This window comes from Desulfosporosinus hippei DSM 8344, from assembly GCF_900100785.1.
GTDB classification, from domain to species: domain Bacteria; phylum Bacillota; class Desulfitobacteriia; order Desulfitobacteriales; family Desulfitobacteriaceae; genus Desulfosporosinus; species Desulfosporosinus hippei.
On sequence record NZ_FNCP01000011.1, the window covers coordinates 17,751 to 43,506 of the forward strand.

General features: G+C 41.1%; 24 protein-coding genes and 1 riboswitch. Of the genes, 20 read left to right on the forward strand and 4 right to left on the reverse strand.

Annotated features, from left to right (window positions below; all coding sequences use genetic code 11):
- Positions 1 to 39 precede the first annotated feature (39 nt).
- From BLS16_RS10900 to BLS16_RS10910, 4 genes are all read left to right on the forward strand, one after another.
- Positions 40 to 987 (forward strand): ketopantoate reductase family protein, encoded by a 948-nt coding sequence (locus BLS16_RS10900; RefSeq protein ID WP_092333121.1) that lies wholly within the window; start codon positions 40 to 42, stop codon positions 985 to 987.
- 439 nt (positions 988 to 1,426) lie between these two features.
- A complete protein-coding gene (locus tag BLS16_RS24575; RefSeq protein ID WP_282433735.1) occupies positions 1,427 to 1,558 on the forward strand; it encodes a hypothetical protein in 132 nt (43 codons plus the stop codon).
- Positions 1,555 to 2,481, forward strand: a complete 927-nt coding sequence (locus tag BLS16_RS10905; protein ID WP_092333123.1) for an arginine deiminase family protein — start codon at positions 1,555 to 1,557, stop codon at positions 2,479 to 2,481. The genes BLS16_RS24575 and BLS16_RS10905 overlap by 4 nt, the downstream gene beginning before the upstream one ends.
- Positions 2,482 to 2,775: 294 nt before the next feature.
- Entirely contained in the window at positions 2,776 to 3,792 is a 1,017-nt protein-coding gene (locus BLS16_RS10910; RefSeq protein WP_092333125.1) for an ion channel, read from the forward strand.
- A 131-nt stretch (positions 3,793 to 3,923) separates the two neighbouring features.
- On the opposite strand, the gene BLS16_RS10915 is transcribed toward BLS16_RS10910, so the two are convergent.
- Positions 3,924 to 4,250, reverse strand: coding sequence for a DUF1904 domain-containing protein (locus BLS16_RS10915; RefSeq protein ID WP_092333127.1), 327 nt, complete (start codon positions 4,248 to 4,250; stop codon positions 3,924 to 3,926).
- Positions 4,251 to 4,486: 236 nt separating this feature from the next.
- Here BLS16_RS10915 and BLS16_RS10920 point away from each other — a divergent pair, with 236 nt between their 5' ends.
- The 9 genes from BLS16_RS10920 (at position 4,487) to BLS16_RS10955 (ending at position 10,637) form a co-directional block, all read left to right on the forward strand.
- A complete protein-coding gene (locus tag BLS16_RS10920; RefSeq protein WP_092333129.1) occupies positions 4,487 to 4,891 on the forward strand; it encodes a DUF2089 domain-containing protein in 405 nt (134 codons plus the stop codon).
- 56 nt (positions 4,892 to 4,947) lie between these two features.
- Positions 4,948 to 5,385 carry an SHOCT-like domain-containing protein gene (locus tag BLS16_RS10925; protein ID WP_092333131.1) on the forward strand — a complete coding sequence of 146 codons (438 nt, stop codon included), beginning with the start codon at positions 4,948 to 4,950 and terminating at the stop codon, positions 5,383 to 5,385.
- 123 nt (positions 5,386 to 5,508) lie between these two features.
- A complete protein-coding gene (locus BLS16_RS24235) occupies positions 5,509 to 5,700 on the forward strand; it encodes a hypothetical protein (RefSeq protein ID WP_242876261.1) in 192 nt (63 codons plus the stop codon).
- A gap of 14 nt (positions 5,701 to 5,714) precedes the next feature.
- Positions 5,715 to 6,053, forward strand: a complete 339-nt coding sequence (locus BLS16_RS10935; protein ID WP_042334601.1) for a phage holin family protein — start codon at positions 5,715 to 5,717, stop codon at positions 6,051 to 6,053.
- A gap of 289 nt (positions 6,054 to 6,342) precedes the next feature.
- A complete protein-coding gene (locus tag BLS16_RS10940; protein ID WP_092333133.1) occupies positions 6,343 to 7,656 on the forward strand; it encodes an ABC1 kinase family protein in 1,314 nt (437 codons plus the stop codon).
- The gene (locus tag BLS16_RS23580; RefSeq protein ID WP_176786130.1) at positions 7,632 to 7,811 is read left to right on the forward strand and encodes a hypothetical protein; all 180 of its coding nucleotides are present in this window, start codon (positions 7,632 to 7,634) and stop codon (positions 7,809 to 7,811) included. Before BLS16_RS10940 ends, BLS16_RS23580 begins: the two co-directional genes overlap by 25 nt.
- A 25-nt stretch (positions 7,812 to 7,836) precedes the next feature.
- A complete protein-coding gene (locus BLS16_RS10945; protein WP_092333135.1) occupies positions 7,837 to 8,847 on the forward strand; it encodes a class I SAM-dependent methyltransferase in 1,011 nt (336 codons plus the stop codon).
- A gap of 62 nt (positions 8,848 to 8,909) precedes the next feature.
- Positions 8,910 to 9,785 (forward strand): ABC transporter ATP-binding protein, encoded by an 876-nt coding sequence (locus BLS16_RS10950; protein ID WP_092333137.1) that lies wholly within the window; start codon positions 8,910 to 8,912, stop codon positions 9,783 to 9,785.
- A gap of 45 nt (positions 9,786 to 9,830) precedes the next feature.
- On the forward strand, positions 9,831 to 10,637 hold the full coding sequence (locus tag BLS16_RS10955) for an ABC transporter permease subunit (protein WP_092333139.1): 807 nt from the start codon (positions 9,831 to 9,833) through the stop codon (positions 10,635 to 10,637).
- Positions 10,638 to 10,725: 88 nt separating this feature from the next.
- On the opposite strand, the gene BLS16_RS10960 is transcribed toward BLS16_RS10955, so the two are convergent.
- Positions 10,726 to 11,922: an MFS transporter gene (locus BLS16_RS10960; protein WP_092333141.1), complete on the reverse strand. Its 1,197-nt coding sequence runs from the start codon at positions 11,920 to 11,922 to the stop codon at positions 10,726 to 10,728.
- 284 nt (positions 11,923 to 12,206) lie between these two features.
- Between BLS16_RS10960 and BLS16_RS10965 the strand changes: the two genes are divergently transcribed.
- The 4 genes from BLS16_RS10965 to ilvN all read left to right on the forward strand — a co-directional run bounded on the left by BLS16_RS10965 (position 12,207) and on the right by ilvN (position 16,444).
- Positions 12,207 to 12,596: a (deoxy)nucleoside triphosphate pyrophosphohydrolase gene (locus tag BLS16_RS10965; RefSeq protein ID WP_092333143.1), complete on the forward strand. Its 390-nt coding sequence runs from the start codon at positions 12,207 to 12,209 to the stop codon at positions 12,594 to 12,596.
- Positions 12,597 to 12,615: 19 nt separating this feature from the next.
- Complete coding sequence (locus BLS16_RS10970) at positions 12,616 to 13,785, forward strand: benzoate/H(+) symporter BenE family transporter (RefSeq protein WP_092333145.1); 1,170 nt, start codon at positions 12,616 to 12,618, stop codon at positions 13,783 to 13,785.
- Between the two features lie 464 nt (positions 13,786 to 14,249).
- Positions 14,250 to 15,950, forward strand: coding sequence for a biosynthetic-type acetolactate synthase large subunit (gene ilvB / locus BLS16_RS10975; protein ID WP_092333147.1), 1,701 nt, complete (start codon positions 14,250 to 14,252; stop codon positions 15,948 to 15,950).
- On the forward strand, positions 15,947 to 16,444 hold the full coding sequence (gene ilvN / locus BLS16_RS10980; RefSeq protein WP_092333149.1) for an acetolactate synthase small subunit: 498 nt from the start codon (positions 15,947 to 15,949) through the stop codon (positions 16,442 to 16,444). Before ilvB ends, ilvN begins: the two co-directional genes overlap by 4 nt.
- 99 nt (positions 16,445 to 16,543) lie before the next feature.
- Here the strand turns inward: ilvN and BLS16_RS10985 are convergent, their stop codons facing one another.
- On the reverse strand, positions 16,544 to 18,763 hold the full coding sequence (locus BLS16_RS10985; RefSeq protein ID WP_176786131.1) for an N-acetylmuramoyl-L-alanine amidase: 2,220 nt from the start codon (positions 18,761 to 18,763) through the stop codon (positions 16,544 to 16,546).
- Between the two features lie 213 nt (positions 18,764 to 18,976).
- A riboswitch (cobalamin riboswitch) is annotated at positions 18,977 to 19,153 on the forward strand.
- Positions 19,154 to 19,370: 217 nt separating this feature from the next.
- Here BLS16_RS10985 and BLS16_RS10990 point away from each other — a divergent pair.
- Genes BLS16_RS10990 through BLS16_RS11000 form a run of 3 tightly spaced genes read left to right on the forward strand, consistent with a single transcriptional unit; the run spans position 19,371 to position 24,617 of the window.
- The gene (locus BLS16_RS10990) at positions 19,371 to 20,744 is read left to right on the forward strand and encodes a UbiD family decarboxylase (RefSeq protein ID WP_092333151.1); all 1,374 of its coding nucleotides are present in this window, start codon (positions 19,371 to 19,373) and stop codon (positions 20,742 to 20,744) included.
- 25 nt (positions 20,745 to 20,769) lie between these two features.
- Positions 20,770 to 22,875 (forward strand): hydantoinase/oxoprolinase family protein, encoded by a 2,106-nt coding sequence (locus BLS16_RS10995; RefSeq protein WP_092333153.1) that lies wholly within the window; start codon positions 20,770 to 20,772, stop codon positions 22,873 to 22,875.
- Positions 22,876 to 22,877: 2 nt separating this feature from the next.
- Complete coding sequence (locus BLS16_RS11000) at positions 22,878 to 24,617, forward strand: hydantoinase B/oxoprolinase family protein (protein WP_092333155.1); 1,740 nt, start codon at positions 22,878 to 22,880, stop codon at positions 24,615 to 24,617.
- Here BLS16_RS11000 and BLS16_RS11005 read toward each other — a convergent pair.
- Positions 24,608 to 25,450 carry a site-2 protease family protein gene (locus BLS16_RS11005; RefSeq protein WP_092333157.1) on the reverse strand — a complete coding sequence of 281 codons (843 nt, stop codon included), beginning with the start codon at positions 25,448 to 25,450 and terminating at the stop codon, positions 24,608 to 24,610. The two genes, BLS16_RS11000 and BLS16_RS11005, sit on opposite strands and share 10 nt — an antisense overlap.
- Positions 25,451 to 25,756: the final 306 nt, after the last annotated feature.

Sequence of the window (25,756 nt, forward strand, 5' to 3'; positions counted from 1 at the left end):
GCTCTACCTCATTAAAATCAAAAGATCGGAGAAGATAGCGTGAAAATATTAGTCGTTGGATTAGGAGCTTTGGGTACAGTATACTCTTGCCTACTGAGCTTATCTGGTCATGAGGTGACGGGATTAAGTAGAGCAGCAAGTATTGAAAGAGTCAAGGAGAAAGGAGTCAAGGTATCCGGAATTTGGGGAGATCACTCTGTTAGGCTCTCTAACGTTGTAGCTAATGTCTCTGAACTTAGGCAGCAGACCTTTGATATGATAATTGTTACTGTAAAGTCGTTTGTCACTGAAGAAATTGCCCGGGATATTGCGCCTCTAGTAGGAGATAAGACCTTCGTCTTCCTACTACAGAATGGGTATGGAAATTTTGAGGCCGCTGCTAAATCAATTAGGGAGGATAAGCTTCTTTTAGGACGGGTGATTTTTGGGGCTGAGACTTTAGCCCCAGGAGAGTCCAAGGTGACTGTCATCGCGGATGACGTAATGATTGGATCTCCCAAAAATCTTATTAACTCAGAGGTATTAGAAGAATTCGCTGAGATTTTCCGCAAAGCGCTTATTCCCACAAAAGCATCTTTAGAAATCATGAAGTACATATGGGGAAAGATTATCTACAATTCCGCTCTCAATTCCTTAGGTTCCATCTTTGAAGTGAGTTATGGCGAATTGGCTCAGGAGCCGGTTACACGAGACCTGATGAATAAGATTATTGGAGAAATCTTCGACGTGTTTAGGGCAAGAAATATTCCGATGTTTTGGCCCGATGCAGAAACTTATTTGGCCGATTTTTATGAAAAATTAATTCCTCCAACTTCTGCCCACCATGCTTCAATGCTACAAGACATTCAGAACGGTCGTCGAACAGAAATAGAAGCCTTAAATGGAGCGGTTGTTAAACTAGCTCACGAATTGAGGCTCTCAGTCCCTGTCAACGAAGTAATAGTGGCAATGGTGAAGGCAAAAGAAAGCTTTAGCCTACGAGACTAAAGCAGGATACATCAACACCCTTAATATGTCCGTTCAGTAAACTGACTTATTTAGGGTGTTTTTTATAAATTTTACTGTAAAAACTGAAGCTGGCCCTTGGACAACATCATACATATTACCAAGAGATTGTTGTTTAACTATCCACTGCCAAACGTCATATGCATGATGTGAAGACATTTTGAAGGCATCCTCTAAGAGCTGCTAACTGCATTATACGTACCCTCTTTGAAGATTTTCCTATCTAAGTTTTTCCGAAGGTTAGGCTTTTATGCAATCTCCATTGCAATCTTCAGCAGTGAACTCAGTATTACTTCAATCAGGGATTTAGAGATTCCTTCTTAAAGGCCTGCCAGCTTGGAGTAATAGTATGTATGTTTTAGTCCCTATTGTACATCCTCTATGATATAAGCAAAAAATGTGTAGAAGAGAGGGTCGTTTTATGGACAAGTCCTGTAGATTTGGGGAAATAATCCAGCTAACTATGAATCCTATCCATCAAAAGAATATCTTTATGGCCGATAGTGCTGCTCTGGGGGCTTTTAACTTTGAGCTTGGGATAGGGCAATTATGAGTAATTTAAAGCCAGAATATGGGAATGAAAAGTTAGCTCGCTTAAGGAAAGTTTTGCTACATAACCCAGTTGAGTCTCTAGCTTCTGTTAATCTATCAAACTATAAATATCATCTATTCAATAACGTTCCGAAGGTTGATCAGTATCATAAGGAACATGAACAATATGCCCAGTTGTTAAAAGCTCATGACATTGAAGTCTTAGAGCTTAGAAACTTTGTCAGGAGAACGAAAGATTTATTAGCGAAGCTTCCAAATTTAGCTTATCTTAATGATATTGCAGTCGTGACGAGTAAGGGAGTGATTTTATCTAAGATGTGTCCGGGCACCAGAGCCGGAGAGGAAGTAGTAGTAAAAGAAGTTCTGAATAACTTAAGTATCCCTATCTTTCACGAATTTAGAGATGATGACGAATTCGAAGGGTGTATGGCTTTTTCGCCAAAAACATTGATTATAGTAGACACAGAACGACTGAAAACCAGTACCATAGAAAGCTTTTTTCAAAAAGCCCTAGAAATTTTCGAAGAAGTAATTTATGTGAAAACCCCTCAGGAGCGAAGGTTTATGCATGCTGATATGATTATTAATAGAATCAGCGAACAATTAGGAGTCTATTTTCCGTCGGCATTTCTGCAAACATTTTTGATTACCAAACAAAAGCGGGTAGAAATCAATGTCCGAGAGTTTTTTGCTGAACGGAATATCGAGCTTATTGAACTGAATGATGTAGAACAGCAAAATTGGGGGTGTAGTTTTGTTACATTAGAGCCCAAGATCATTATTCATTATGATATTGCCTTGAATAATCAGACTAAAAAGCGATTGCGGCAGCGTGGCGTTGATGTCATAGAATTTCACCCTCAAGCTCTTTTGGCTGGTGGAGGAAGTCTGCGATGTCTTACCTTAAGACTGTGGCGGGCTTAATTTCCGTAAGAAGGCGAAAAAGGGGGGGACGGTTTAGCGTTTAACTAAACCGTCTCCCTTTCTAAGTAGTTAATACTAAGTAAGGATTGGCTATCATAGGTGGTTTTTTGTTGAGCTTTTTAAAGGAGAACTAGTTAAATTTGTAGAAGTATAGCATATAACTTCCATCAGGTTTTTAATCGAGAGGGTTAACTATAAATATTCAAGCATCTATTAGAAATACGTTCTTACGAGAAAAGCCTGGGATGAACTAGATAGTAAGAACCATAACATATTTTGTAGGAGGAAAACCTTTTGCACTTTTTGCTTCGCTTATCAATGAAATTAGTGAAAATGAAGAACACAGCACTTGCAATTGGATTTATTGCTTTTGTACTGAGCGCATCAACATTTGCTTATATGATTGAGCCAGAGACATTTGAAACTTGGTTTAATTCTCTGTATTTTGTTTTAACAACGATGGCGACTGTTGGCTATGGTGATTATTCTCCAAGCACTTTTCCAGGAAAAGTGCTTACTATCTTCATTTATGTATTTGGAATTGGTTTGTTAAGTTTAGTCATTGGTAAGATTATCGATGCTGTTGCAGATTTTAATAGGAGAAGGGAGGCTGGGCGCTTGAGGTATCAAGGCAAAAACCACGTTATTATAGTTAATTGGAGTAAAAAAGCACAATATGCGATAGAAGAAATTCTATCTACAGACCCCAATATTGAGGTTGTAATTATTGATGAGATTGACAAACATCCTTATGATAAACCTAAAATTCATTTTATTAGTGGTGACCCAAGTTCCATCGATATACTAGAACAAGCAGACATTAAGAATGCTCGTTCGGCCATCGTTTTTGCCGATGCAAGAATTGATGAGCCTTCTCTTGTTGATGGGAAATCGTTACTTTTAGCTTCAACTATAGAGAGCATAGCGCCAAAAGTACATACCACAGTTGAAATCATGATGGAGAAACATATTCAAAACTTCAAACACGTTAAAGTTAATGATTTCGTTCTCTCCCACGATGCTGTATCTAGATTAGCTGTAAGGTCAGCACTTAATGAAGGAAGCCTAGATATTTTCACCCAATTATTAAGTCGCCAAAAAGGTGCGGATGTATATCACGTAACGATCAGACCTGAATGGAAAACATATGAGGATGCTTTTTTTGCACTTATCAAGCAAGGGGCTACATTAGTATCAAACAAGAGTGATATGACAATAAACACTAAGTTGAATGAACCAATTCCAACAGATGCGAAATTATTTGCGATTTGTGACGTCGAAGTATACAAAAAAATTAACAATGTGGTATAAATGAGGCACTTAAGAGTATTAGTAGCAAACTTCTCGACTTTGATAATTTAAGTAGTTAAGACGTTGAAACTATTTGCAAGGTATTGACGGCTCTTAAGATGATCAGAACCTCAATTGCTCTATGGCAATTTTTAAAAATGTTCGCCGTTTTCGTAATAGCGAACTTTATCTAAAACGGTAAACATAATATCGACGCTTGGGTACCCAGCTTGATTAATTATACGACTGATGGCTTGGGCAGCTTGATCTTGAATTTCTTGTCCACGGTCAAACCAGGCAACTTCGATAAAAGGATACCCTTGCACAACCTCCTCATCGAGAATGAAAGTTGAGTGAATCACTTCTAGTGTAAAGTCGCTCCTTGGAGATTGAATTAGTGCTGATAGCTCGTCGAGCATGATTTTGCTTACCTTACGTATTGTGTCTATCTCGATTCCTCGTATTTTTATTTGTGGCATAGATAGTCCCTCCTCATTTTAGTTTGTTAACTAATGCAGCTAGTCTTTCCGTAGACGGGCTGCATTATTATTTTACTAGAGTTCCAATTAAGTTGCACCTATAAATGTCCAATATCGGACTTAATAATATTAATATACTCCTTAAATAAGTTAATATTAATATTGACAATGTTAATAAATAGGTTTATTATCAAAGCACAGAAGTGCTTTTGTAATTTGATTTAGAGGTGATGACCTTGAATTATAAGATGCCCCATCGGTGTCCGGTGTGTGATCAGGAAATGAAAATAAGTAAGCTTTCTTGTACACATTGTCCTACAAAAATTGAAGGAGAGTTTAGTGCCTGTAAATTTTGTCGGCTGCCAGCTGAACAATTAGTTTTCATGGAGGCATTTATTAAATGTCGGGGGAATATCAAAGAGGTAGAAAAAGAGTTAGGTATCTCCTATCCGACGGTAAGAAGTCGTTTAGATAGTGTCATTGAGGCCCTTGGTTATGGAGCTGGAAAAGAGAGTGAGTATGAAAAGTCTAACTCTGCCGAGGAAAGTTTGCGGAGACAGGAAATTCTAGAAGCTCTAGAACGGGGTGAGATATCGGCTCAGGAAGCTGCGCTTCAGATGAGAAAGTCAAGTAAAGATTAGAACTAGATGGGTTCAGCGTTGATTATAAAATTTATTTTGAAAAGGGGAATATAAAAATGAGCAGTGAAAAGATGAAGATACTTGAAATGGTTCAAGAAGGTAAACTGACAGCAGTCGAAGGTTTGGATCTCTTGAAGGCTGTCGATGAAGGAAACTCAAATAAAACCAGTTCGCAGATTTTTGAGCAGAATTTTGTGAAGAAAGAGGGCGAACGCTTTTTACGGGTTCGAGTACAAGGGGAGAAAACACTTAAAGTTAATGTTAATGTTCCTTTGACTTTGATACGTTCTGCTTCAAAGCTTGTGGTATATGCAATGAGTTTTGTGCCTGCTGATAAGAAGGCGGAGTTGGAGAAGAAAGGCCTAGATTTAACAGATCTGGATATAGAAGGCCTTGCTCGAATAATTGATGAGAGTCTTGATGGTAAGATTGTAGATGTAGAAGTCGCCGATCCTGAAGAGGGAAGAATTAAGGTAGAAGTGTATGTGGAGTAAATCCGCCTTACTTTTGGTGGTTCGAGTCAAAGTTCAAAAGCGTAGGGCATTCACATTTCCGGTGCCCGTTTGGGTGGTTAACGAATTTCTCCAGCACTTACTGATTTAGTATGGATTGGGGAAATGGCTCTCCAACGAATTCCGCTTCCTAAAGATGAAACCTCGCGCCAACCTATGAGCTGGGTTAAAACTGTTTCGCCGAGTGGTATTATAACAGCAACGCAAATGGTTATCAAAGATTTATCTAAGTATAAGGGCTTGGATATAGTTGATGTTAAGACTGCAGATGTTCAGGTGAAAATAAGCTTAAAATGAGTGGAGGTGAAGAGTTGAAACGAAAGATTTATCGTGTACTAGTAAATGCACTGGCCTTTTTTATTGCGGCCCAATTCTTGCCTATGGTCGCATCAACTCCACTTCATTTCTTATGGGCAGGGATAGTTCTGGGGCTTGTCAATCTAATGATTCGGCCGTTGCTGATTTTACTGACTATCCCTCTCAATCTTCTAACTTTAGGAGTTTTTACACTTGTTATTAATACCTGGATGATTATGCTCACTAGTGGGCTGCTGCCAGGATTTTCTGTGCCGGGATTTGGAGTGGCTTTCCTTGTCTCAATTATCGTGTCTTTGGCCAATTGGGTTTTCAAGGAAATGAGATCCGAATGACAAAATAAAGGGAACCATAATATCTGGCTAGCACCGAAGTCTTATGGCTTTGGTGCTAGCCACTTTATTTATACTACTCTGAAAAACCATCCGACAGGAGACGGTTCTGTCGGGCTCTGGAGGGAGCGGTTTTTAGCTCTGTTAACCCGTGCGAAGACGGTGTCTTCGTTAGTAGCGGCATGAGGGTCTACCGTGAAAAAGCATGAGTATTGTTAGGGATTAGCTTTGTAACATTATGTTTATCGTTCCATAACTATATAATAGCTTTGAAGAAACGGAGAGTTTCATTATGTTTGGAATACCGGAGAGACATTTTGCTCGTTACTACGAGATCCTTTCCGTACTGCTTAGACATGGACTTGGTTACTTGATCATCCCTGGAAATATTAACAAAATAGAGCAAAAAGATTTAGCACTGCTCGGTGTTCATCTGAGAGCGGCATTAGGAGAACTTGGGGCAACTTTTATTAAGGTTGGCCAAATGGCGAGTACCCGATCTGATTTGCTTCCACTACCGATCATTAAAGAGTTAGAAAAACTCCAAGATCGTGTTAATCCGCTGCCCATTAGTATCGTACGTCGAGTAGTCGAAGAGTCTTTAAAGGTCAACTTAGAGTCAGTCTTTAAACATTTTAATCCAATCCCAGTGGCTTCGGCCTCGATTGCTCAAGTGCATGAGGCAGTTTTGCATAATGGAGAAAAAGTTGCCGTAAAAGTGCAACGCCCATTCCTTCACGAAAGAGTTATGACAGATTTGGAGATCTTCCAGGTGCTTGCAGAACGAATTGAGCTGAATACAAAGTGGGGTAAAGGCTATCCGGTTCGCTTGATAGTTGAGGAGTTTTCCGAGACTATCATAAAAGAGTTGAATTTTCTTCAGGAAGGAAAAAATGCAGAGAAAATCTTTAAACTCAGTAAGAAAAACTCCAATATTGTGGTTCCAAAGATTTATTGGGAATTAACGAATTCTATGGTTCTTACAATGCAATATATTCCGGGGATCCCGTTAAATCAAATCTCTTGTTCAGAAAAACACTCTAAAAATGCTTGTAAAATTGCCAATCACTTAAGTAAAGCCTTCCTGCAGCAAATACTTCGGGAAGGATGTTTTCACGCTGATCCTCACCCAGGAAATATTCTCATTCTTCCGGATGGAAAAATTAGCTTAATCGACTTCGGAATTATTGGGAATCTCTCCATCCCCATGAAGGCTCAGCTATCTCAATTGGCTTCTGGAATAATCCGTGGAGACGATGCTTTACTTTTACAGACTCTTTCTGAGATGGGTATATCATCATTCGTTGATCGGGATTCGTTCCAAGCGGATATTCACAACTTGCGCCATAAGTATATAAGTTCAAAACAAAAGAAATTTACTATAGGAGAGAGTATCCAGGATTTTTTGGCCATCATCTCTAAGCATGGAATTCATATCCCCCCCGAGTTTGTTCTTGTAGGCAAGACTTTTCTTACCTTGGAAGGAACTTTAAGGGATTTATGCCCTTCTCTAAGTCTGGTGGAACAGGCCAAACCATTTAGTAGAAGGTTTATCTGGAGAAGTGTCGGTATTTCAAAATTTTGGAAAATAATTTTGAGGAGGTAGGAAGACAAACACTACTGCTCACTAAAGCACATATAAAAGTAGTAAAGATTTTAATAACTATGGGCGATTGTTCATTAGCATTAGTATTAGCGCCGACGCTTAAAGGCTTGGCGCTATCTGATTTTCTTTTGAGAGCTCCTTTATTAAAGGGATAAGAACAAAAAAGATGAGGTGGAAATCGTGGATATAGGAATGCTATCGCTTCTCGGAAAAACCATTTCACTCATGGAAAATCTAGGGTTTCTCTGGCTTGTACACACCGGGTACGAGCTTAATCTTTGGGAGGGCTTCCTGGAAGAAAGGAACAAAGAGGATTTCCTGGCCGAAAACCCGGATTGGGATCCTCTTTTGCTTGATCATTGGCTTGAACAAGCTAGAATACAAGAACTTGTCGTTTTAACTAAAGGAAAATATAAGCTTAGTAAAACGGGGAAGGCCATCCATGGTTATCGTAAATATGGCTTAGAGGCTATGTATAAAGAGTTTGCTCTCTATTGGGGGGCTAGTTTTGCACAATTGCCGGAACTAATAAGACGCCAGATACCCCGGCTAAAGATGGATAATGAAATGGAGAATGAGCTTATTTCAAGAGCCTCAAAATCTTCAGAGTTCTTTGTCTGGCCTGTTCTTAGAGGGAAATGTGAAAAAGAAGACTGGCATTGTGTTTTAGATGTTGGTTGCGGTGAAGCAGGGTTACTACGCAGAATGGTTGAAGAATTTCCGAATTTAAACGGCGTGGGGCTTGAAGTTAACCAGTCGGTGGCTAATCGTGCTGCATTAGAAACAGAACTTTTTCAAGGGCGTATTCGAATTGAGGCAACGAATGTTTTTGATTTTAGAGATTCTTTAGAAACCTATGATTGTTGCCTGCTAAATAATCTTATTTACTATTTCACTGGCCAACAGCGTTTAGATCTTTTGAAAACTGTCATGGATCTCTTAAAACCAGGTGGGCAAATTGGGATTTTGACGGCTCTAAGGGGAGTTAGTCCGGCATTCCAGATTTTCAAAACCCATATTCCCCAAAATTTGATGAGTTTTTTCCTTTCTTGTCATGATGGCTTTGAGGGATTGCCTTTGGAAAAAGAGGTGCTTAATCTATTAGAACAAGCTGGATTTACTGAGGTTGAGGTTATTCCTTTGCCCTTTAAAGTATCTCATTATTTTTTTGCCAGAAAACCATTAGCGTAAATTTGCATCAATAATTATTAGTTTCATTGAGAGTCTGGCCCCTTATAGAAAGTAGGGAGGAAATGATCGAGGTAAAAGAACTGAGCAAACTATACCGCGAAGGACAAGGGATAAAGAAAATTAGCTTTGACGTTGATCAAGGAAAGGCATTTGGTTTTTTAGGTCCCAACGGAGCAGGGAAAACCACGACAATACGCCTTCTGATGGGGTTTTTAAAGCCTGATTCGGGGCAAGTAACGATTAACGGCCTGGACTGTTGGGAACAAAAAACAGAGGTTAAGAAGCTGGTCAGTTACCTTCCCGGTGAACTTCATTTTGTGGAAAGCTTAACAGCCTTGGAATTTCTTAGTCTTATAGCTGGTATGCATAGGAACCGTTTCCAGATAAAGAAGAACCAAAAGTATTTTATAAATGCCCTCGATTTAGATTCGAAAATTCTAATTCGGAAAATGTCTAAAGGAATGAAGCAAAAGTTAGGTATAATTGCAGCCTTAATGCTGGATGCTAAGGTGCTTATTTTTGACGAACCGACATCAGGATTGGATCCGTTAATGCAAAGAGTATTCATTGATTTAATCCTGGAGGAAAAGAAAAGGGGAAAAACCATATTTATGTCATCCCATCAATTTCCAGAGATTGAGCGAACCTGTGAACATGTGGGGATAATTAAAGAAGGTAAACTTCTGGCCATAAAAAGTATCTGGCAGCTTAGAGAAGCAGAGTATCAGACATTTCAAATCGAAGTGGAAAGTGATGAGGATTTAGAGCTGCTAAAAGAGAGTCAGCTGAATTTGATCCCATTACAAGGCAGATCATGTATCATTCGTGTTGCCGGCGAATTGGATAGTCTGTGGATGGCATTGGGTCAAGTTCATGTAGTTCGCTTTAAGCAACACTCCTTGGAGCTTGAAGAGGCCTTTTTGGATTTTTATAAATAGATATTAGTTCTGATGAGAGATGATTAGACTTAAGGTGGGGTGACCATGAACAGAGCATTATTTAGGGCAATGTTTAAGCAACACAAAAAAAAGATTGCTGTGATTTCAACCGGGATTGTTCTCTATGAAGGACTTTTAACTTGGGTTTATCCAGTGATTGCTGAAAATCCGGCTGTTACAGAGATCGCAGTATCATTACCGACTGCTGTAAAGACTGTGTTCGGAGTTTCTGAAAATGCACGTACAGATACATTTGAGGCGTTTATATCCGGACAGTTTTTTGCGAGGATTTGGGTTATGCTCATGGCTGTTTATGGAATTCAAACAGCCAATAACTTATTAGCTAAAATGGTGGATGATTGCTCTATAGCCCTGCTTTTATCAACACCGATATCGAGAAGTGAGATACTTTCAACTCAAGCTGCCGTCTTGATTTTTTCGGGGGGGATATTGGTCACCGTAACAATTCTGGGACTCTTCTTTGGTGCATCCCGCTCAGGGATTACCATCTGTCACGACAGGTATGTACGCTTAGGTCTTTTAGGATTCTCTTTTTTTTCCTTAATCGAAACCTACAGCCTTTTTTTCTCGGCCTGGTTTGTTGAGGAGGAACGGGCATTAACCTATGCTGCAGGGTTAACTCTTATATTTTATTGTTTAGATATTGTGGGAGGGCTAAGTAATAAATATTCCTGGCTGAAGAAAGTCTCTCTTTTTCAATTGTTTCAGCCTCAAGAAGTATTAGAGGGAACTAAAAATCCAGCTGGTTCTATTGTAGGACTTAATCTGGTTTCAATGGTTCTATGGCAGTGGGCAAAAAGGGTGTTTGAGTCACAGGATCTTGCTATATAAACCCATAAGTATAACCCTCCACAAGTTACCAGAGATAAGCTTACTTAGTGGAGGGTTTTTGAAATTCATATTAAATATATCTACACATTTAACTAAGGATTCTAGGTTCATCCGGAAGCTTTTTTCGAAGGAAGGAGAAGTACATAACCAAGGCTAATAATGCAAAAATTACGGAGCTGCCGTACATATATACATATCCCAATTCTTGTGCTATGAACCCGAGTATAACTGCCCCAAGTCCAATGCCTAGATCCATTGCCACTGCAAAAGTTGCATTAGCGGCTCCTCTCCGCTCAGGTGGTGATAAGGTTATAACCAGAGCGTTTAAGATTGGCTGCACTGTTCCAAACCCCAGTCCGTACACCACAGCAACCAGTAGAAACATGGATAAGGAAGAGGCCATAGAAAGAAGTACCAGAGCAACGACAAGCATAAGTATACCGGGGACTAAAAACCTCCGCGGGCCATACTTATCAGATAATTTCCCAATAATCGGGCGACCCAATAATAAGACAAGGGCATAGACACTAAAGAATATTCCAATGTTATCTACCCCCCGGAAGCTTGCATATGCAGGTAAAAAGCTCACTATTCCACCATAGGTCAAGGTGATAAAGAACAATACCAAGGCTGAAGGAATCGCAGTTTTTTCCAAGATGACGCCTTTTACACGCGGATCTTTCTTCTTGGCCTGTCTTTTGGGAGAAGTCTCATAATTAATAAAAAATGAGCCTATCAAACCAAGACCTGACAGGATTGCTGAGCCTGCGAACAAAAGTGAGTAACTGTTATTTTTAACTAAATATAGCCCTAAAGCTGGTCCCAGAGACATTGCTATAGTAGCAGCTATCCCATAATACCCCATCCCTTCAGCACGCCTGGCTGCAGGGATAACGTCTGAAGCCATTGTTCCGGTAGCGGTTGTAGATGCCCCCCAACCAATACCGTGAACTGCTCTTATAGTTAACAAGGAAATAATCGTAAAGGCTAGGTTATAAGCAATCACTGAAACCAGGAAAATGGCGATACCGATTATTAAGATTAGTTTTCGACCTCTGTAGTCAAGCAGGTTCCCGAACCAGGGGCGAACTAGTACTGCTGAAAGTGTAAAAATTCCAACGATTGTTCCGGCAATAGTTTCATTGCCTCCAAGACTTTGAGCATATAATGGAAGGGTTGGGAGCAGCATGTACATTGACAAAAACATTAAGAATGAAACTAGGAGTATTAAAAAAAAGGTCTTACTCCATATCTGTTCGTTTTGTGAGGGATTAGCTTTGATCATTTGATGACACCACCTCGCTTTAATTATTGAGAGATAGCTTCGTAACAAGCTCCTGAACTCAATATACTATTTAAATGTTGTTATGACAACTAAATTATAAGAATATCTAATGGCATTTCAGGGAATTTATCACTGTAAGAAATAAGTGACTAAACTCAGTAATAGTAAAATATAAGTAATAATTTTATTAATGCAGGAATTTTGCATTCTATGATCAAATTTATAATAGCTGATATTTGAGAACTGAAGTTAGTGGCACGAGGAGAATTAGAAAGGTCGGTAGTATGAAAGAAGTTACAGCTGCAATAATTCTAAAAGATGGTCAAGTTCTGATTGCCCAGCGGGCAGGCGAAGACAAATTGGCTGGAAAATGGGAGTTTCCAGGTGGCAAAATAGAAGTAGGAGAGACCCTGCGAGAGTGTTTAAAACGTGAGATAAATGAAGAATTAGGTGTTGAGGTAGAGGTTCTGGAACCTTTCGGAGAAAGTATTTATGAATATGAAAATGGAATTATCAAGCTTATAGCTTTTTGGTGTAGATGGACTGTCGGAGAATTTTCTAATCGAGTGCATAGCCAAATCCATTGGGTTTATCCAGTGGAATTAGATCGCTATGAATTTGCTCCTGCAGATGTCCCTTTTGCGGAAAAATTAAAAGGATTCCTAAAGAATTAGTAAAGTCAGGAGCTTAATAATGAAGTGTAATTTAGCTGATCTAAATCATAAAAACGTTGCTGCAGGCATTGCTTCGGGGCTTTTGGCAGTAACTGGGCCACCGGTAATTATTTTAGAGGCAGCATCTAAGGGTAACTTTACTCTGACTCAAACCATTCTATGGATGTTCTCGGTCTATGTGTTTGGCGGAATTTATAGCATCTGGATTCCACTTTATTATCGAATGCCTATTGTGGGTGCTCATTCAATAACAGGTGTTGCTTTTTTAGCCACTGTTACCGCTCAATTTAGTTATCAGCAACTTATCGGTACCTATATTATTTCGGGTGTCTTAATGCTGGTCGTTGGTTATCTGGGAGTATTTTCAAAGCTAATTGATTACGTCCCCAAACAAATTATTTCCGTAATGTTAGCTGGGATGATAACTAAGTATATGGTTTCGTTTGTATCTTCGATTCATCAACTTCCTATCGTTGGTGGAATTGCAATTGTTGTTTATCTGATTTTTAACAAAAGGAAGAAGTTCGTTCCTCCAATGGTTGCTGCTATTTTGGCAGGTTTTATTATGTTACTTTTGACACAACCCTTGAGCGTAGATATCCTATCGGCAGGGTTTGTAGTTCCAAGAGTTCAAATTCCTGAATTTGATTATTTGAGTTTTCTTTCCGTTTCCCTTCCTTTAGCGCTACTTATTTTGAGTAATGACGCTGCAGTAGGGATTGGTGCCTTAGAACAGAATAATTATCGCCCGCCCGTGAATCGAATTGTAACCTTAAGTGGAGCCTTTTCGATTATTACAAGTTTTTTTGGCGGACAATCAGCTAATGTAGCAGGAATGATGACAGCAATTTGTTCTGATGAAGAGGCAGGACCCCATGAATCACGCTATATGGGTGCAGTTGTCTCAGGGATTATCATAATTATATTTGGCTTATTTTCATGGCGGCTAGTTCCTTGGATTCAGGCATTGCCGGCAGGATTCGTTTCCATAGTTGTAGGGATTGCGTTGTTGGGCGTTTTTGGGAACAGTCTAGCTGTAGGGTTTTCCAAACCATCGATGAAATTGAGCACGGCCTTTACCTTTATCATTGCCGTATCAAATTTTTCTATTGTTAATATTAGTTCCCCAGTTTGGGCATTAGTGGTAGGTACGATTATTGCACGTTATGTTGAGGAAACCCAAAGCTAGCAACTCAAAACTGCAGATTAGAGAAAAGGTTTTTATCCGATAAAGATAAGGTGCCTCGTCTAAAAAGCGAAGCACCCTTTACTTTTTTTTACTTATCGCTTACAAAGAACTGGATGGCTCAGGAGATAATGACTGCTGTTCGCTCTCAATTTGATACTACCAGATTCGTTTAAGTAGTTATTGTTTCTTTTATAGTATAGAAAAATTTTTTGTAATCTATTATAATATTGTATAAATAATTCTAGCTTAAAATTTCTAGAAACAAAGGGATAATTAGATCAACCCATCTTAGTCCGCTCAGATGTATTCTTTATGTTATAATTGAGGAAGTGGGAGTTGCGAAGTAGCACGCAAAAATGCGTGACGAATTTATGGATATTTTGGTCAAGCTGTTCAAAAGATGAAGATTATTTGATATATTTGAATAATATATTTGCGCAGAAGAGAAAGTGAGGGTAACCAATTTGATAATTACAGGAGCAGAAGCGATTATAGAGTCTCTAAAAAATGAAAATGTTGATGTGGTATTTGGCTATCCAGGTGGTTCAGTGTTGACGCTTTATGATGCTTTGTATCAAGCAAAGTTTAGACATATTCTCACCAAGCATGAACAAGGAGCTGTCCATGCTGCTGATGGTTACGCTAGAGCTACGGGTAAGGTAGGAGTTGTTATCGCCACCTCTGGCCCAGGAGCAACAAATCTTGTAACCGGTATTGCTACTGCTTACATGGATTCTATTCCTTTAGTGGCTATTACGGGTCAAGTGTCCGTTCCTTTGATAGGGAGAGACTCCTTCCAGGAGGCTGATATTCGAGGAATCACAACCCCTATCACTAAACACAATTATTTAGTGAAAAAAGTCGAAGATTTACCCGGTGCCCTTAAAGAAGCCTTCTATATCGCCCGCACAGGCAGACCTGGGCCGGTTGTTGTTGATATTGCGAAAGATGTTTTTGCTGCTTCCTTTGATTACCAATACCCTGAAGAGGTCAAGCTGCGTGGTTATCGACCTGTATTTGAAGGTGATTCAAGTATCCTTGATAAGGTTCTGGCAGAAATGAGGTTAGCGCAAAAGCCCCTTATCTTTGTGGGGGGCGGTGTCAATCTATCCGATTCTTCTAAGGAACTTAAAGAGTTGATAGACCTTAGCGGATTTCCGGTCATTTCAACCTTAATGGGCTTAGGCTGTTTAGCAAATGACCATCCCCAATTCCTCGGAATGGTTGGAATGCACGGAACCTATGCGGCAAATATGGCTACAACGGAATGTGATTTGCTGATAGGAATCGGGGTGCGTTTTGACGATCGAGTGACTGGGCTCTTGAGCGAGTTTGCGGCAAAAGCAAAAATTATCCATTTTGATATTGATCCCGCTGAAATTAATAAAAACGTAATAGCAAACTTGCGTGTGGTTGGAGATATGAGGTGGTCGCTTCCAGCGCTTAACCAAGAAGTTAGGAATGTATCAGATGAACTAAAAGGGCAAGTTCGAACTTGGCTGGAGAAAGTGCGTAATTGGTATAAGGAAAAGCCGTTAACTTATGTGCAAAACTCAGATTCCGTAATGCCCCAAGCAGTTGTTGAGAAAGTGAGCCAATTAACCCAAGGTGATGCGGTTATCGTTACTGATGTAGGACAACACCAGATGTGGGTAGCTCAATTCTATGGCTTTAAAAATCCCCGCTCACTGCTGACATCAGGTGGTCTCGGTACAATGGGTTATGGTCTTCCCGCTGCCTTGGGAGCACAATGTGGTCTTCCGGATCGACCCGTTATTCTCTTTGTAGGTGACGGTGGGTTCATGATGAATTGCCAGGAACTGGCTGCTGCTGCAGAATTTAATTTTCCTGTGAAAGTTTTAATTCTAAACAATCAATGCCTGGGAATGGTAGCTCAATGGCAAAGAATGTTTTATGGAGGACGCTATTCCCAGACGAGTTTAAAAGGGTCGGCTACGGATTTTGTGAAATTGGCTGAGGCTATGGGTGTCGCTGGACTAAGAGTGTCTAAACCGGAGGAATTAGAAAAAACCTTGCAAGAAGCTCTGGCAATTCCCGGTCCCGTGGTGGTGGATATCCGGATTCCTGAAGTACTGGATGTTTTTCCGATGGTTCCAGCAGGTGCCTGTTTGGATCAGATGATGTTGGGAGGAATAGAAGAATGAAGCATACACTCGCTGTTTTAGTCGAAAATAAACCGGGAGTTTTAACCCATATATCTGGCCTGATAAGCCGTCGGGCTTTTAATATTGAGAGTATTGCGGCCGGTTATACGGAAGAAGCTGATACCACAAGAATTACTATTGTCGTGGAAGGGGATGAAATCGAGCAAGAACAGGTTGTAAATCAATTGTCAAAGCTTGTTGATGTCATAAAAATCAGTGATCTTACTGCAGTTGAATCAATTCAACGGGAGCTGGCCTTGATTAAGGTGAAAGCAAGTGCAGCAACCCGATCGGATATTATTAATATTGTAGAGATTTTTCGAGCAAGCATTGTGGATGTTAACAGAGAAACAATGGTCATAGAATTATCCGGAGATGAAACAAAGATTGATGCATTGTGTCAGGTATTAGATGACGATCATGGAATTATCGAAATCGCGCGCACGGGAAAAATTGCTCTTTCTCGAGGGCCTATTCCAGCTAAAGAGCAGTAAGCAAATCAGAGGTTTATATGAAAAAACAGGGTGTTTCGTGGATTAATGCGAAACACCCTGTTTTTTAGTGATTTTTTCGAAATGTAGTATTGATTTGGATCATGCCTTAGGCAGGGGGTTTTTATAATAGTTATAGATTCCAATCAGAATGGAACTGGCAACGTTCTTATGAAAGTTAGGGTTCTGTAATCTAGCTTCCTCATAAGGGTTAGATATGAAGGCTGTTTCTAAAAGGATTGCAGGCATGGTGGTGTTGCGTAAAACATAAAATCCTGCTTGTTTAAGTCCGCGGTTATTAGATTTAATCGTACCGATTACAGCAGATTGGATGCTATTAGCTAAATGTTGGCTGGCAAAGTTTTGAGGGTTATCTTGAGAATAATAGGTTGAGGTACCTTGAATATCGGATTTTGTATTTGCATCATTATGGATACTGATAAATAAGTCTGGCTTTGCGTTATTTGCTAGGTTAACCCGTGCTTGTAGATCTTCAATTTCAGAGTAGTTTTCACAAGGTGAGATATCTTTATCTCTAGTAAGGATAACGGTAGCGCCGGCTTGTTTTAGGGTGTCCCGTAAGGCTAGTGCAATCGCTAAAGTGTTATTTTTTTCATAGGTTTTAGAAGGGCCGATTGCCCCTGTATCCGGGCCGCCGTGACCGGGGTCAATCATGATTGTCTTTCCAGACAATGCATTGGCTGGAATTCCTTCAAAAGGATTGATCAGTACTTCTGTGGATGGGTCATAAGTTGTTGCGGGAGGATCAGAGGGATTAGTCGGAGGAGTAGGGACGTCATCGTCACCTCTTGAAGGCACCTTAATTTCTGAAGGTAGGGAAGGAAAAGCCTTCAGATTGTCAGGGTATTTGGAAGGAGACTTTCCTTCGATAATATTTTGAGCGTAAGAGCCGATAATACCTGTTCCCCCTAAAATATTAACTTTACCATTGGGAGTTAAATTAATGGTTGGAGAAGTTGGAGGTGTTTCTATGTTTGTTCCGGCAAGTATTACATATTGAGCGGAAATCCAACCGGTCTGGGATTGGTAGGTTGTCTTATACCAGTCCCCTTGCTGCTCTATAAGCTCAACAGATGTATCCTTCGGTATTGTGACAAGCATTTTTCCGTCGGAAGAGGGCGTCTCTCTAAGATTTAAGCCCCCTGAGGCACTGGTTATCCCCTTTTTTGCTATAACGCTGAGATAGTTAGCAGATACCCAGCCTGTTTTCGATTGATAGCTGGCTTTATACCATTGGTCTTGCTTTTCGATTAGATTAATTGTCGTTCCTGTTGGAATCGTGATAAGTACGTTTCCGGTGGAGGAGGGGGTTTCCCTAAGATTTAAGCCTCCTGAAGCTGTGACTGTTCCTTGATTTAGAGAGTTATTGTTTGGAGATCCTTGAGTTGGAGGCTCGACTTTCATATGTTGACGCATAATACTGTAAACTGCAGGAGGAATATCGTCTTTTTCTGTAAGTAAAAGGGGTGCGTTAGATTTAGAGGCAAGTACAGTTCCCGCTACAGCATCCGGAAATGTGATGCCCGAAGCTAAGAAAAGATCATTTGACTGATATGCATCTTTCATAAAGGAGACGACCTTCGCATTTGTTTCGTAACGATCATAGCCGCCTAAACGAGTTTCAATAACGAAGCTATGCTTAGATAACTCTTTAGAAGGAACAACTACTTCTCCTCCTATTACAATTAGATGTTTTGGAGCATTATCTTGATAATATTTAATGACGGAATCAGGCAGAGTGGTAGAGGTAAGGACGATTGGGATCTGTTTTATTCCCGCATAGGTTGCGGCGGATAAAGCATCGGGGAAATTATCTCCATTGGCAAGAATCATTGAATCACTGTATAACTCTTTAGCCAGAAGAACAGATGTTTCATAACGATCTATTCCTCCGATTCTATCCCAGTGTAAAGATAATCCTTCAAGTTCTTTTTCAATGGCCGGTTGTAAGCAAGCAGTACCGCCTAGGAGGATCACTCTATCCGGTGACAAACGCTGCAGCTCTTTAATAACTCGAGGGTCGATTGTGTCGCCTTTAGTCAGTAAAATAGGTGCATTTAAGCTTACAGCAAAAGGAGTTGCCGCTATAGAATCGGGATAATCATTATTTTCACACAAAATTACGGTTAGAGCGGAGTTCCATCCTTTTTGTGATATCTTAAGAGCTGTTTCAACTCTATCTTGTCCTGCAATACGTTCGGAAGTAAAGGCTAAGGGGCTTGCTTGTGCAATTAGAGGTGCACATAAGGCGAATGCAAGCGTAGTAATGACGGAAAAAATTAGCTTTTTCAGTTGGTCCACCCTCTCTTATATGAAGTTATGAAGATTATATCATAAAAGCTAACAGGGTTTGATGAATTTAGATAAAGTTCATCTAAAAATAGGACGAAAGACCCCCTTGGTTTTGAACAAACATCGACAATATAGATTAAACAAAAAATTATGAAACAGCAGGAAATAATAACTCAATGTCGAAGGATATATTCAAATAAACTAGCTAAAAAATACCAAGCTGGTAAAATACCTATTACAGGTGCCCCGATAGGGAGAATAGGGAATCAGGTATTAATCCTGAGCGGACCCACCACTGTGAGAAGGGAGTCTCGTACATTGGCCACTGGCTTCGGCTGGGAAGGCGTGCGGTGATGATGAACTTTGAGCCAGAAGACCTGCCTGTAATATACGATAAGCCTGTTTTCAGGCTTTGGTGGACGATGGTAAAGCCCCCAGTCAATGACTGCGGGCTTTTTCTATCGTCTTTTTTTGGTTTTCCGTAAGGGCTCTTGAAGAATTGGATTTGCCTGGGAGGTGTTAATTATTCGAATCAGGCGCGTGCTGGAGATGGATGAGGGGAATTAGTGGGGATTATCGGTTCAAATGGGTCAGGAAAAAATAGGAGGCGTTTTTTTTGGAACAGGATTTGAGATCGTTTATAGAGCAAGTAAAGCAGCAAAATCCCAGGGAGGTTGTTCATGTCCAAGAGGAAATTGATCCCAAGTATGAGATTAGTACTTTAATCATGGAATTAGAAAAGGCTCGGCGTTATCCATTGACGATATTTGAAAATGTCAAAGGACATGATATTTCGGTAGTTACGAATGTTTTAGCTCCCCGTGAACGTTTAGCGTTAGCAATGGGGGTTCATCCCAATGATTTGGCCGCTGAATTCTCCAAGAGAATTAATCAAAGAATTGAACCTGTTGAGGTACAGGAAGCTCCTTTTCGGGAGAATGTTTTTGTGGGCTCGGAGGTTGATCTGTACAAGCTGCCGATTTTAACCCACTTTCCCATCGATGCAGGGCCATATATCACAGCCGGATTAGTGATTGCTAAGGATCCACTGACGGGCGCTGATACCGCAGGTTATCACAGGATGCAATTAAAAGGAAAAGACAAATTGGGGATTAGCCTCCATTCCCGGCAACGGCTGTGGGAGTATTTTCGACGCTCTGAAGAACTGGGGAAATCATTGGAGGCAACGATCGTACTAGGTATTCATCCCAATATTTCTATGGGATCAATGGCTTTGATTCCTTATGATCTCGGTAAATTCGCAGCAATGGGAGGGCTATTTGGGGCTCCGCTGGAGGTTGCCCGCTGCCATACTGTGGATCTGATGGTTCCGGCCTATGCTGAAGTGATTATTGAAGGGGAAATCGTAGCTGGAGAACGAGAATCGGAAGGGCCTTTTGCAGAGTTTACAAATTACGCCTGTTATCGCAGTACGGAAAATATCTTTAAGGTTAAAGGGGTTCAGTATCGAACCAAACCCCTCTATCAGGACATCACACCAGGTATGAGTTCGGAGCACATTACTATAGTGGCAGTACAGAGAGAAGGGGATGTGCTAAATGCCTTAAATAGAACTCTTCCGAACATTAAAAGTGTTCATGCTCCTATATCTGCCTGCGGCCTGTTTCATTGTTATATTTCCATGAAAAAGATTGCTGAAGGACAGGCTCAACAGGCCATTTTTACGGCTTTCTCGGTTGATCATAATTTAAAAATGGTTGTCGTGGTGGATGAAGATGTAGACGTCTTTGATGAACGTCAGGTGTTATGGGCTATGGCTACCCGGCTTCAAGCAGACAAGGGAGTGACGATTGTCCCACAGCATATGGGCATGGGATGTACTCTAGACCCATCAAGTGATGACCTAAGTCGGACTGCTAAGATGGGAATTGATGCGACTAAACCACTTCAAGGGTTTGCCCCTACTGTAACAATGTCAGTTGAAGTGCAGAATCAAATTCGTCGTTTCCTGGGGTCTTTCGGACTATAAATGACTTGAAAGAAGAGGAGAATAGATGTTTATAGTTGCAGTCGATGTAGGCGGAACCTTTGCTGATTTTATTGTTTGTGATGAGGGGGGATGTGCCGCTACTGCAAAGATTCCGTCTAGTATTGAGAACCCCCTTCAACCAATTATTCGTGGTTTGAATGAACTAGCGGAGCAGTTCAACATTCCACTTGAAGAATTTCTTGCCCAGACCGAAAAGTTTACTCACGGAACCACTGTCGGTATAAATGCTCTGCTGCAGGGCCAAGGAGCAAAAACGGCCCTCATCACAACTGAGGGATTTCGTGATGCTTTAGAATTACGGCGTTCACGTTTAAATGAGCAATGGGATTTTAGTGTTTCTCTGCCTTCGGTTTTAGTTCCTCGTCATCTGCGGATCGGTTTGAGGGAACGTATGGATTACCGGGGCGTGTCAGTTAAACCTGTTGACAGAACACAAATTCCTATGCTTGCGGAGTTTCTCCGTCAAGAAGAGGTGGAAGCTGTCGCAGTTTGTTTGCTGTTTGCTTGTCGAAATCCGAAGCATGAAGTTGAGTTTAAAGAACATCTTCAGGAACTTTTGCCGAATGTATTTGTCACACTCTCCTCGGAATTGTCTTCTCAGCTTGGAGAATATGAACGCACTTCGACAACCGTCTTAAACGCTCGTTTAAGCCCCATTCTCGGAAATTACTTACAAGACTTGCGGGCGCATTTGCGAGCTAAAGGACTGCGGGTTCCTATATCGATTGCTCAAAACAACGGCGGCCTTACTGACTTAACTCAAGCAGGCAGACGTGCAGTAAACACTTTGTTTTCTGGTCCGGCTGGAGGAGTAAAAGGAGGGTGGATCCTGGCCCGGGAGCAAGGGTTATCTGACTTGGTGGTTGGGGATATGGGGGGGACGAGTTTCGATGTTTCTTTAATTCGGCAAGGTATGATGGAACTAACCCCTCAAGCAGAGATCGCAGGATACCCAGTCCAACTTCCTATGCTAAATATTCATACTGTAGGGGCTGGCGGAGGGAGTATTGCCTGGTTGGACAAGGGAGGGATGCTGAAGGTTGGTCCACAATCTGCAGGTGCTAAGCCCGGTCCGGCATGCTATGAGTTAGGTGGTCAAGAGCCAACGATCACGGATGCTGCCTTGATCATGGGGTTGATCGATGATCGGAGTTTTTTAGGTGGTCGGATGGTCTTAAATAAAGAATTAGCTTATGCTTCCATCGAAAAGAATATTGCCAAACCGTTAGGGCTATCTGTTCCAGAAGCAGCCTATGCTATTTATCAAGTAGCCCTTTCCTTAATGGCAGATGCTGTTTACTTAATGACTGTTAAGAAGGGATATGACCCGCGTTCCTTCGCCTTGGCGGCTGTTGGAGGCGCTCTGCCCTTATTTGCAACTGCATTAGCTAAGGGAGTGGGGATAAGGCAAGTTGTGGTTCCGGAACTTGCCCCGGTTTTTTGTGCTCAGGGGTTGTTTCACTCGAACTTTCAGTTCGAGGGTTTGCGCAACCTTTATGAAGTGTTAGGCGAAGTCCCCTTTCTAAGTTGGAGTAAGGCTATGCTGGAATTGAGATTTCAAGCAGATGAAGAACTATCTCGTTTGGGGGTAGGTGAGGATCAGCGTGAATACAGGTGGTCTGCAGATCTAAAGTATCCGGATCAACATCACGAAATCAATATTCCCGTCAGAGGTATTGTAAGCGATCCAGAAATTTGGCCCCAGCTTGCTAAAGAGTTTCATGAAGCTCACGAAAGACTTTATGGTTATTGTCAGCCTGAGAAGTCATTAGTTTTAGTTAATCTCCGACTGGTTGCTCAAGAGAAGGAAAGGCTTCCACAGAGCGCAATGGATCCTAGAATTGAGGAAAGCTTTATAAATGCCAATAGTATAGCAGGGGAAAACAATACTGCTTTACCAACAAGTATTGAAATGAAAATGGTCTATCTACATGGGGGCTTTCGAAAAGTGGAAGTATTCCATTGGAAAGATTTAAGGAATGGGATGGATTTACGAGGTCCTGCCTTGATAAAAAAGGAATATACGACTATTTTATTAGAAGAGAATTGTCAGGCAAAACTAGATGAGGCCAAGAACTTAATCATTAATATTGGAAAGGACAGGCATTAACTATGATTGCCAAAATAGATGAAGTAATCGAGCGGGCAGTGATTGCCAATCGTATGGACACCATTACCAAAGAAATGGGCTATGCTCTAGAGCGGTCGTCCCGTTCCCCCATATTTGCTGAGGCATGTGATTTCGCCTGTGGAATATGTAACGGTGATGGAGACTTAGTATCCCAGATTAATGGAATACCTATTTTAGCGGCTGCGGGGACCTTTAGCATAAAAGAAGTGGTTCGAAAATACTCGGGGCAAGTTGAAGAAGGGGATGTCTTTATCATCAATGATCCCTACCAAGGAGGTAACCACCTCCCTGATATTGGGATTATCACGCCATTGGTTGTGGATGAAGAAGTTATCTTCTACTGTGTAAGCAGGGCTCATCACGGAGATATCGGTGGGTCTGTAGCTGGGAGTTACAATGCCAAAGCAACGGAGATTTTTCAGGAGGGGCTTCGCATTCCACCCATTAGACTTGTCAGTAAAGGGCAGGTTATTAGCGAGGTAATGGATCTCATCACCCGAAATGTCAGAAATCCTGACATGCTGCAAAATGATTTGTGGGCGCAAATAGGCGCTAACAAGATCGGGGTAAGGCGCCTGAAAGAATTAATCCATACCTACTCTCCCTCTAAGGTAAAGGAGACGGTGGGATGTCTCTTAGACCATGCTGAAGGACTCACAAGACAAGCCATTAAGGAGTTGCCGGATGGGGACTATGTGGGTGAAGAATGGGTGGATGATGATGGTTTTCAACTAAATCCCATTAAAATAAAGGTTACGGTTAGAATTCGTGGAGAAGGAATGACCCTTGATTTTAACGGTACTGATCCTCAAGTCAAAGGCTTCGTCAACTCAGCATTTGTGACAAGTACAACAGCTGCTTGGATTGGTGCTCTTTGGGCACTAGGTTCTGAGATTCCTCGAAACAGTGGAGCCTTTCGAGGGATTAAGGTAGTATTGCCGGAAGGTAGTTTAGTCAATCCTAAGGATCCGGCCCCGGTTACCTTAAGTACATTGACCCCGGCAAGTGAAATAATAAGTGCCATATTTCAAGCCTTAAGTTCTATTGAAGGGGTACAATTGCCGGCAGGGTTTGGACGTTATTGTGGGCCATCATTTTACGGCCTTGACCCTCGCACTCAGGAATTTTATGTAGGCTTCGCTTTTTGTGCCTTGGGTTCCGGCGGCGGAACCGCAAGCAGGGATGGGTATCCTTATATGGCCCCTTTATCAAACTATGGAGGAGTACGTGCTCCCAACATTGAAGCCAACGAAATTCAATACCCCCATTTAACTTTGGGTCATGAAATGGAAACCAATACCGCCGGCTCCGGAAAGTGGAGAGGGGGGGCAGGAATTCGTTATAGCATACTGTTTCAAGGGGAACCGACTAATATTGTGATGTTCGGGGATGGGATGAAAATCCCTCCGTTTGGAGCGGCCTCAGGGAAGTCTGGAAGTTTAAACTATGTTGAAATAAAAACTGTGCAAGGAGAGACAATTTGTCTTGCCAGTAAAGAAAGTACCCGTTCTTTAGCACACGGTACGATACTAACGGTTGTCTCATCAGGAGGCGGGGGCTGGGGGGATCCTTGGCAGAGAGATCCGGAGAGAGTATGGCGAGATGTCTTGGATGAAATTATTACAGTGGACAAAGCTGAGCAAGACTATGGGGTTTTGATAGGGCAAGAAGGTGTGGATTGGGCAGCAACCAATGATCGTCGTTCAGGGAATCAGCGGTAAAGAGAATCGGTAAAAGACTTTGAGATATCCAACGAATACATCATCAGAATGGCCAGTGCGGCGATCAGTAAAAGATAAGAAAAACCGATCTTTAATCTGAAACTAGGTTCAACAAAGAGATATTGGGCAGTTTCTGATTTTTTTTGATACATTGTGAAGACTTCATAAATTCCAAAGAATACGATTATCAACAATACGTAAGCGTGGAGCTTCCAAATTAGAAAGAGAGCCATAACTAACCCAATCAGCCAAATAAATGGTGAGATTGCCTTGGAAATTCGGCCTCCATCTAATGAACCAAAGGGAAGTAGGTTGAAGAGATTTAGGAAGGCACTAAGATAGGCTAACCCTGCCCAGTAATGGTTATTGGTTAGCATATAAAGTCCAATACACACTAGCGTTATAAATGCACCTGCTAATGGTCCGCCAATGGCAGTTATTGCTTCCTCACGAACACTTTTAGGCATAGTCTTCATTTTTATGAAAGCACCAAGGAAGGGAATAAAGGTTGGGGCCGAGACATCCAACCCAAGTCGCTTACTTGTCAGGTAATGCCCCATTTCATGAACGAAGATGACAGCAACAAAGCCCAGGGCAAATAACCATCCATAGAATTGAGCATAGAGAACGACGGTCAAGCCCATACTTATGAAGGTTCCTGCAAACTTAGAGGCTTTAAGCAGTGTGAAGAGCAGTTTACCAATTACTGCTAATTTACTGAAATTAAGTAGTCCTAGTAGTGCTGTGATAAGAATGCTAAAGATCGTTTTAGAATTCTTCTTTTTAGATTTTAATAGGTAATCGTCTTTAAGTTTGTCCTCGTCATTTAGCATTTAGTGGTCACCCCTTAATATCACATACTTACTAGTTTTATTGCTGTTTTTATCTCTTATTCCTAAAGAGTTACTGGTATGCAGAATTAGTTGGTTGTAGGTTGATAGTGTTTCTTCATAATCAATTAAGTTGGAAGTTGTTAAAGATTTTGTTATTATATTACTAATGTAGATCTGGCTTGATTTCTTGATTAGAACCAGTTCTAAACTTAGCTTAGCATAAAATCCAAGAAGATCAAAAGACTTAGCTTATTCTATTGCAATAGTTTCTTCAGAGAATTATTTAGTAATTGTGAAAAGAAGAGG